Here is a 493-nt window from a genome sequence, read left to right as displayed (position 1 = left end):
ATTTATAATATTTCATGTTTCGATAGGAGAGTTTGGCATAATATCATTTATATTTATACCTTTCATACTTATATTAATTCAATTCCAGAATAAATATATTTATAATCGAACAAAAATTGAAGGAAAAATAGGAAGTATTAAGTAGAAAAAGTAGAGGGTTATGATGTAATTTCTAAAATAAATATCAACTTCTTAGAAGAACATTGTGCAGATAAAGGAAGTGAGTTATCATTGACAAGATTACGATAAATACTATTGATAAGAATAACAAGTACAAAATAGTGCATTATGATAATAGACACTTTATTATCGATCTCAACAGAAATAAGATAACTTATATATTCCCATTATTGAATTTCATTACTAGACATAAGCTAACAGAAATTAGCGAAGAAGAACTACATCATATTAAACCTTCAAATGAAAGTAAGAGAAGTAAGGAGAAAGTTGCAATAGGCGGATATTCGGGTATTGGCTTTTTAATATCAGTTTT

The 493-nt window shown here is 26.2% G+C and carries 1 protein-coding gene; it reads left to right on the top strand.

Annotated features, from left to right (window positions below):
- Positions 1 to 281: 281 nt before the first annotated feature.
- The coding region (locus tag CD126_RS11975; protein ID WP_169931297.1) for a DUF443 family protein at positions 282 to 493 on the top strand (212 nt) is incomplete at its 3' end.

It is taken from the genome of Staphylococcus pettenkoferi (assembly GCF_002902685.1).
In the GTDB taxonomy this organism is placed as follows: Bacteria; Bacillota; Bacilli; order Staphylococcales; family Staphylococcaceae; genus Staphylococcus; species Staphylococcus pettenkoferi.
Note: the sequence above shows the minus strand (reverse complement) of the source record. Positions and strands in the feature narration are given on the sequence as shown.